General features: G+C 51.4%; 5 protein-coding genes. 2 read left to right on the top strand and 3 right to left on the bottom strand.

All coding sequences use genetic code 11. The features are described from left to right. On the bottom strand, window positions 1–2,246 hold a 2,246-nt coding region (locus ACTS3T_RS23120), incomplete at its 3' end, for a right-handed parallel beta-helix repeat-containing protein (RefSeq protein ID WP_462935807.1). A gap of 521 nt (window positions 2,247–2,767) precedes the next feature. Here ACTS3T_RS23120 and ACTS3T_RS23115 point away from each other — a divergent pair. Then, on the top strand, window positions 2,768–4,648 hold the full coding sequence (locus tag ACTS3T_RS23115; RefSeq protein WP_377965415.1) for a sulfotransferase: 1,881 nt from the start codon (window positions 2,768–2,770) through the stop codon (window positions 4,646–4,648). Here the strand turns inward: ACTS3T_RS23115 and ACTS3T_RS23110 are convergent. Next, window positions 4,626–5,765 carry a WG repeat-containing protein gene (locus ACTS3T_RS23110; RefSeq protein WP_377965413.1) on the bottom strand — a complete coding sequence of 380 codons (1,140 nt, stop codon included), beginning with the start codon at window positions 5,763–5,765 and terminating at the stop codon, window positions 4,626–4,628. The two genes, ACTS3T_RS23115 and ACTS3T_RS23110, sit on opposite strands and share 23 nt — an antisense overlap. A 106-nt stretch (window positions 5,766–5,871) precedes the next feature. On the opposite strand from ACTS3T_RS23110, the gene ACTS3T_RS23105 reads away from it, so the two are divergent. Continuing rightward, the gene (locus tag ACTS3T_RS23105) at window positions 5,872–6,975 is read left to right on the top strand and encodes a saccharopine dehydrogenase family protein (protein WP_377965411.1); all 1,104 of its coding nucleotides are present in this window, start codon (window positions 5,872–5,874) and stop codon (window positions 6,973–6,975) included. Between the two features lie 22 nt (window positions 6,976–6,997). Here the strand turns inward: ACTS3T_RS23105 and ACTS3T_RS23100 are convergent, their stop codons facing one another. Further along, on the bottom strand, window positions 6,998–8,104 hold the full coding sequence (locus ACTS3T_RS23100; RefSeq protein ID WP_377965409.1) for a glycosyltransferase family 4 protein: 1,107 nt from the start codon (window positions 8,102–8,104) through the stop codon (window positions 6,998–7,000). Window positions 8,105–8,223 lie beyond the last annotated feature (119 nt).

The raw sequence follows: 8,223 nt of genomic DNA, 5'->3' as shown, positions 1-8,223 counted from the left end.
GCTTCCTCATAAAAGCCGCCAAAATAAATGCCGTAATCATCGTTGCCCGTGATAGAGTTGCCCGTAATCGCAATAGTCGCCTGGGCATTGTCGCCAACGGCTTCAAAATCGATTCCGGTACCACCATTATTGTCAATAATGTTGTCGCTGATAGTCAGGTTGACAACGCTGTTGTCGTAAATACCATCAATATAGATACCGTCGTCGCCGTTGTTGCTGATGGAATTGCGCGTAATCAAAATATCAGCAGTGACATCATCCAAAAATTCGTCATCGAATCGAATTCCTTCGTCACTGTTGTCATCGATTGAGTTGTCGCTGATGGTTAAATCAACAGTGACATCATCAAAGAAACTACTAAAGTAAATACCATTGTTGCCGTTACTATCAATAGAGTTGTTGTTGATATCAATATCAACCACGCCTGAACCGTAGATATCACCAAAGTAAATACCGTTGTCGCCCGCATTATCAATGGTGTTACGAGCAATAGTAAGGTCTAAGTCGCCACTAATGTCATCGATAGCAATACCATCGTCTCCCGCATTGAGAGTATTGTCGCTGATGACAACGGTGCCGCTAATGCCTGACGGCCCAAAGATGGCATCACCAGCACTGGTAATATCAAAACCGGATATCACCGTATCGCTGCCCAATATCACCGTATCGCTGATAGTTGGGAAATTACCGCTGCCCGAACCGGGTAGCGTAATAGCGCCAAATTGAGTGGTCAAGAGTTGGACAGGCCCAACGGAAAGCACCTGCACCCCATCGGGGATAGTAAAGCCACCCCCGGCGTTGCCTGCTTGCACGTAGATAATATTGTCGGCATTGGCAGCGGTAATGCCGACAATGCTAGCAATGGTGGCTTGCGGAGCTTCAAACGTGCCTGCTGCGGCATCGTTGCCGCTACCAGGATCAACATGGCGGAATGTGTAAGCCTGACCCGTCACCGGATTGATCACTGCTACATCTGGGTTGAGCCGGGTTTCAATCTGCTCTTCTACCAAAATTGTATTGGTGCGAACGAGAGGTTCGTTGGCTCTCGACCAGAGTCGCACCAATTGCCCTGCCGCTTCTGAAGGCCGACGGATGGGGGCACCGGGGCCAACTAAAGCATTAACCGAGAAAAGGACGTTCGTGCCAAAGAGGCCATCATTCTGAACGCCTAACCCAAAGCGCAGATTGTTCTGCAAGCGATAATCTACCGAAGCTCTAACGCCAAAGCCATCGTCAGAGGCTTCGCCGCCAAGGTAGTACAGTCCACTGCGACCCCAGAGGGTACCTGCCTCGCCAAAGTCAAAGAATTGGAATCCGGCATCAAAAGAAATCGTTGTGATCGCAGCTTCAAATAGCTCTGCGATCGCTTCGTCAACTAGCAACTGATTAGCTGAAAAGCGAGGATTGATAGCTTGGGAGCCACCAGAAGTGACAAATTGCTGCGTATCGCCAATGGGGAAACTGGCATTTAATCGAGTATCCCAGATATCTCCTAAAAGCTCTGCGCCAAAGCCGAGCTGTCCAAATGTGCTGCTGTCGGTTTCACGAATATCGAAACCTCCATAGACCCCCCAAATAGCGACGTCTCTAAAGAGGGAGCGATAGCCTGCCTGCAAACCACCACCGAAATTGATGTCGTTGTTGATGGTGAGGCGTCCGGTGAGAAACGTAACGTTGCTGCCAGGATTTTGAATCAGCGGATAAAAGGCTTCAAACCCGGTAAAACCTTCGTAGCCGCCCGCTTCATTGTAGTTAATGCTAAAAAATGGTTTGACCCTTAGATCCGCCGCGCTACCAGTCGCTGCATCAGGCGTTTCTTCCGGGGCGTCAGGTTCAGCTTCTGTCGGTTCTGTCGGTTCTGTCGGTTCTGTCGGGTCTGTAGAAGATTCGGCCTCAGGCGTTTCTGGTGAAGGCGGGGCTGCTTGCGCTATCAAACCCGTCCCCTCTAAAAAAGAAGCGTTAGTGGGGGGCGCAGCGGCGGCTAAACGTTCAAAGGTATAGCTATCTGAATCTGAAAAGTAAACCTTTTGGAACAAAAGCGAAGCGTCAAAGGTCAACGGATAATCAGGAAAAGGTGGATCAGCCGTTGTCGCCTCTGCCAGCACCCCTGAATTTAAGGGCGATCGCGTTTTTTCGGCAGGCGTTAGCAAAGCGCCCCATTCATTGATTGCTGCTTCTGCAACTGGAACGTTGTACAACAGGTACAGCAAAATTCCAGGCGCAATGCCCCACTGCATACCACGCATTCTAAGCACTCCTAAAGATCAAAAATCTAGAATCACACCAGAAAAGCCCACGAATTTCCTGGGCTAGCTTACATGATTTGATTGCAAACAGTCTCTACAGGAAAACAGGGAAACTAGAAAAGTCGGCCCAGCGTCTTAAACTGTTTGGGCAGATGCTGAGTTTTTATCACTTTAAAGCTTTCGCCAATATAGTTGAATTCACGGGGTTTGCAAAGCTAATCTTGTTAACTTTCAGTAAGATTGCTGACCCATAAGCAACAAAAGCTGGGTTAGCTGGCTCAGCCGTTGAGTGATGGTTAGGCTAAAAGTAGTGAACAGAGAATTGATAGCGATAGCACCAGGCTTGAGACGCTTAAACCGCTGGAAGCCACTAACAGAAAACTTTTTTGCTTTGCCAGCGATATTTCAAACCTTGATCAAACCAAAGGATGGCTTCAGGCAGCCGTTTTTTGGCAATTAGTCGCCTTCTAACTAAGATAAAGTCTAGTCATTAACTACTCGCCTTTCTGGAAATAGCGGGCATGAAGCTCAACCAAGAATTTATCAAGCTTCCCTGGCGCTTTGATGCTGAGCGACTGGCACTAGAAGCCCAGGCTTTTGCCGAAACGCAATGGCGATCGCATCCCAGCGGCTATGCGGGCAATAGTGCTATTTTGCTCATTTCGGCTAATGGCGAAGAAAATGATGACCTCGCTGGAGCCATGCTGCCGACACCTCAATTGCAGCGCTGTCCTTATATTCAACAGGTGTTGGCTACGTTTGAAACGGTGATTGGGCGATCGCGGTTGATGCGTCTGGCACCGCACCATTCTGTCCCGGCTCACTTCGACTCTAACTATTACTGGTTTCACCGTACCCGCGTTCATATTCCCATCTTGACAGAGCCGTCGGTGCGCTTTGTTTGCAACGGCAAATCTGTCCACATGGCACCTGGCGAGTCCTGGATTTTTGACAACTGGCAAATACACGAAGTCATCCACAACAGCGATACTTATCGGATTCACCTAGTTTTTGATACCTGCGGCTCAGCCAGCTTTTGGCAAGCGGCCATGGCTCAACCTGCCCCCGCCGAGCGCTGGGTACCCTATCAGCCCCAAGCCCACTGGACGCTAAAGACTGAAGCCGCGTCGCCCTCAATGGTGGCCGAGCCGAGTGAAGTGGAGGTCGCCCTACAAGATTTAATCGCTGAGGTACAAGCCAGCCCTGCTCACTCAGCCAACGTCAAAGCTTTTCAGCAGCTTTTGCAAGAACACTGCCAGGATTGGCGATCGCTGTGGCTGACGGCTGGTTCCAATCCGGCTGACTGTTCTCCCCAGATTCAGCTCAACCAGCGTACCCTAACGGCAGCGCAATCCGTTGGCCAAAATCTGCGACTTAAAAGCAATGGTGCCACCGCTTTGAGCATTCTCAAACTGCGCTTAGAAGCGATGCTACGGCTCAAAAGCCTTCCTCCCCGCCAAAGCGCCTCGCCATCGCCTGCGGTTCCGGCGCTCAGACCTTCGGCCACCCAATCCTTGCGGGTGTCTTTTCGCAAGCCCATTTTTATCGTCGCGGCTCCGCGCTCTGGCTCAACGTTGTTATTTGAAACCCTCAGTCAGGCTCGAACGCTGTGGACTGTTGGCGGCGAAAGTCATCGCCAAATTGAAAGTATTGCCAAGCTCAACCCGGCCAACCGGGGGTACCATTCCAATCAGCTTACGGCTGCGGATGCAGACTTTGAAACGGCTCAGCAACTTATGCAAAACTGGGTGGCGTCGTTGCAAGACTGCAACGGCGATCGCTATTTAGCGTTAGCCGAACGCCCCCAAAAAATTAGATTCTTAGAAAAAACCCCCAAAAACGCCCTGCGCATTCCTTTCTTTCACAGCATTTTTCCCAACGCCAAATTTATCTTTTTGCACCGCCAGCCCGAAGCCAACCTCAGTAGCCTGATGGAAGCCTGGAAATCGGGCCGCTTTATTACCTACAAAGACCTGCCCAACTGGACGGGCTACCCTTGGTCGCTGATTTTGCCACCGGGTTGGCAGGCGCTTAACCAGGCGTCTTTAGCTGAGATTGCGGCTTTTCAGTGGCAAAGCGCCAACCAGGCTATTTTGACAGCGCTGAGTACGGTGCCGTCGTCGCAGTGGTGCGTAGTGCAATACGAAACCCTGATTGCTCAACCGCAGGCAGAAGTACAGCGACTGTGCGAGTTTATGGAAATTCCCTTTGATAGCAAACTGGCACAGGTGACTACGGCAACTTTGCCCCACTCTCGCTTTACTCTGACGCCACCTGATACGCAAAAGTGGCGGCAAAATGAGGCTGAACTTACCCCTGTGCTACCTCAGGTACGAGCGCTAGCCGCTCAGCTACAAGCCTTGCCCGTTGGCTCGTCTGTTAGCGGCCAGATGCCCCTGTAATCAAGCGGCCATCTGGGTCAATGTAGCCCCAGCGATCGCCTGCTTGAACACGAGCCAAACCAGTCGAAAATTTACCCGCACTGCCAAAGCTAGGTTCAATCACTATCTCACCCGTTTTGTCGATATAGCCATAGCGTCCGGCTTGCTGAATAGCGGCGCGATCTTCTGAAAAATCAGCCGCATAGTCAAACTGTGGCGAAATCACCAGTTCACCGACTGGATTGATGTAGCCCCACTTACCGTCTACCAAAACCACAGCATGGCCTTCTGAAAAGTCGCTGGCAAAGTCAAACTCAAACGCGATCGCCGTTTCGCCCGTAGGATGAATGTAACCCCACTTGTCGCCCTGGCGCACTCGCCCTAGCCCCTCAGAAAAGCTAAACGCCCCGTCAAACTGTGGCTCAATAGCCATTTCACCTGCAGGGTTGAGGTAGCCATATTTTTCGCCCGTTTTAGCCACCGCCAGCGACTCAGAAAAGCTCCAGGCATCGCGCAATTGTGGCATAATCACCAGCTTGCCAGTCGGGTCAACGTAGCCATACTGGCTTTGTAACTTGACGACGGCTAGCCCTTCGGCAAAACTTTCGGCCAAGTCAAACTGCGGCTCAATTGACCATTCTCCCTGAGGATTGATGTAGCCATATTTGGTGCCTCCCTGGACAGCCGCTAGCCCTTCTGAAAAAGGTTTGGCTTGGCGAAACTGCACTTCAATTGCCCAATCGCCGCTGCGGTCAATGTAGCCAAAATAGTTGCCAACTTGAGCGATCGCCCGTTCTTCAGCAAAAGGGGAAACCAGCGTCACATTTGCATCGACCACATTGATCACCAGGCTACCCGTCGGGTCAATATAGCCGAGGCGATCGCCTAAGCGAACAACGGCCATGCCATTTTCAAAATCACTGGCGGCATCAAATAAAAGCGGCTGGTTCATCGGGCTGGACTTCTCTAAGCTAACCTGAAAAGATTGCACCACGGGCATTACGGTCTGCGCCTTTGGCTGAGACAAAGGGCGATCGCAGCTAGCAACCGACAGTACAGTGAACCCTAAGATACAAGACTTTGCAAGCTTAACCAGAGAAGATCCGAAATAAGGCACATAAACCATTGATTGAGCCACAGTAGCCGTCTTCTTCGTTTTAACGTCAAAGTTCAGTCTTTGACTGCAAACTGGCTGACACCGACGGTTGCCAAATCAATCAAGCTTCTCTTACGTAAACAGCAGGATGACACAAACGGTTCTTATACTTGGTGGCACAGGTCGCATTGGCAGCCGCGTAGCTGAAGATTTACTCACCTACACGCAGGCCGCCCTGACGTTGAGTGGGCGAACCGCCCGGACTCAATTTCAGCTAAAACAACAGTATCCCCAGCGAGTACGCCTGATTGCCCTAGATTTAGCCCATTTAACAGCGCTCAGAAGCGCGATCGCGGCTCATGATTTAGTCATTCATTGCGCTGGCCCTTTTAGCTACCGTGATGAACGGGTTCTGCAAGCTTGTATTGACCTGGGCAAAGCCTATATAGATGTGGCAGACAATCCGCCCTATGTGAAAAAAGCGCTGTCGCTGCGATCGCAAGCCCAAGCCGCAGGTGTGACAGCAATTCTCAGCACTGGCGTTTTTCCAGGAATTTCCAATAGCCTGGTACGGCAGGGTATTGAACAGCTTGATCAGGCTGAGGCAGTCAAGCTGAGCTATGTCGTAGTGGGGTCGGGGGGGGCAGGCATCACGGTGATGCGGACAACTTTTTTAGAACTGCAACATCCGTTTTTGGCCTGGATTGCAGGGCAATGGCAAACAATTGCCCCCTACAGTCAGCGCGAAACAGTGGCATTTCCTGCCCCCTATGGCGACTGCAACGTGTACTGGTTTAGAACCGTCGAGGCGATGACGTTGCCCCAGTCTTTTCCGGTGCAAACGGTTGTTACCAAGTTTGGCTCACTGCCTAATTTTTACAATTATCTCACCTGGCTGATGGCTCACGCAGTTCCGAAAAACTGGCTGCGACAGCCGCAAACGGTGGAGCTTTTGGCTAAGGCTAGCTATCAAATGACTCAGGTGAGCGATCGCCTGAGCGGCACAGGCATTGCCATGCGGGCAGATATTGACGGCCAAAAGCACGGCAAATCAGCCCACTATTGCTCAACGCTGGTTCACGCCGATACTGCGATCGCCGCTGGCTATGGTACGGGTAGCGTAGCCCAACTCATGCTAGCGGGTGAGCTGCATCAGCCCGGTGTCTGGCCGATTGAGCAAGCCCTAACAACAGATTTGTTTGAGCAAACCCTGCGGCAACGAGGCGTTACCATTGAGCGATCGCTCAGCTAGCCCACCCCGCTTTGCCCCCTGGCTAGAGCGACTGCAAACAGGCGGCTACGTCTTCGGTATAGCGCTCCATGGTGTGTTTTTCCTGCGCTAGCTGATAGCCGTACTGAGCTTTAGCCAGCGCCGTATCAGGATGATCAAGGTAGTGCAAAATCGCCTGCCGCATTTGTTGAACGTCTCCAGGTTGAATGCAGGTGACGGCTTCTGGGTTGAGATAAGCGCTTAGCCCCGCCGTTGCGGTAACGACCACCGGACGCTGACAAGCCATTGCCTCCATTAAAGCTTGAACGCCCGCTGCATAGCGATTTTCGCGCACGCTCACCACCACCACATCGGCATCCCGGTAAAGCTGCACCAGCTCAGGCCAAGCATAAAACTGGCGCGACATATTGGCTGGCAGGGGGTCAGGCATGGCCTGCGCTAGCGCTACTGCATCTCTGGAAAAACCGCTGATTTTTACATCTACGGCTAAATCAGCCGTTGCTGCTGCCAGCGTGCGATAATCGCGCTGCTCTAACCCAACGCTGACAATTTGAGGTCGCTTTTTAGCGGCTGTTGGCAAACCTGGCGTAAAAAACTGGGTGTCTACGTGATCCCAAATAAATCTTACCTGGGTTGGCGATATGGGCAAATATTGACGAAGAAAATCAATTTGCAGTTGAGAGCAGGCTAAAAACAAATCAATTCGCTTTGCCGCTTGCCATAGTTTTAGCGCTAGCCGCCCTCGCGGTCGATCTAAATTGTGAACAAAAACTGCCAGTTGGGGGCGATCGCGCTGGGCACCACAGACGGCGGCTATCTGTAGCCCGCCTGCCTCGCTGGTGCAAAAAATACAGTCTTCTGCACCGACCTGAGATTTTAGCGATCGGGCTAAGGCCCAAGATTCTGGCGAGTTAACCAGCTTAGCTTGCAGGCGATCGCTCAGCGAAAGGGGTAACCCCTGAGGCTGATGCACTTGAGCGTTCAACCTTTGCGCCAGTAAACCCATACCGTGACGCGGAGACTGAGCCATCTCAGCTTTTTGAGCAATGTCTTTCAAATCTATCGGACGATGCAAGACAATGTGATATTTCACGGGAGCCTCTGAAGCCATTGTGGAATGCAAACCTTGCTTAAGTTTTGTTGCAGACAATGGCTTCTTCCTCTCCCTAAAGACCGAACTTTGAATTTAGCTTTTGAGGCAGCGATCGCTAAAGGGAGAAGGCTGAGGGCAGAAGGAAAGGTAGGCTGTTAGCGGTTTACAGTCGTTTA

Origin of the sequence: Almyronema sp. (assembly GCF_052168255.1) — a bacterium.
Taxonomy (GTDB): domain Bacteria; phylum Cyanobacteriota; class Cyanobacteriia; order Phormidesmidales; family Phormidesmidaceae; genus Sphaerothrix; species Sphaerothrix epifaneia.
The sequence above is the reverse complement of the archived record's forward strand: the minus strand, read 5'-3'. Positions and strand labels throughout refer to the sequence as shown.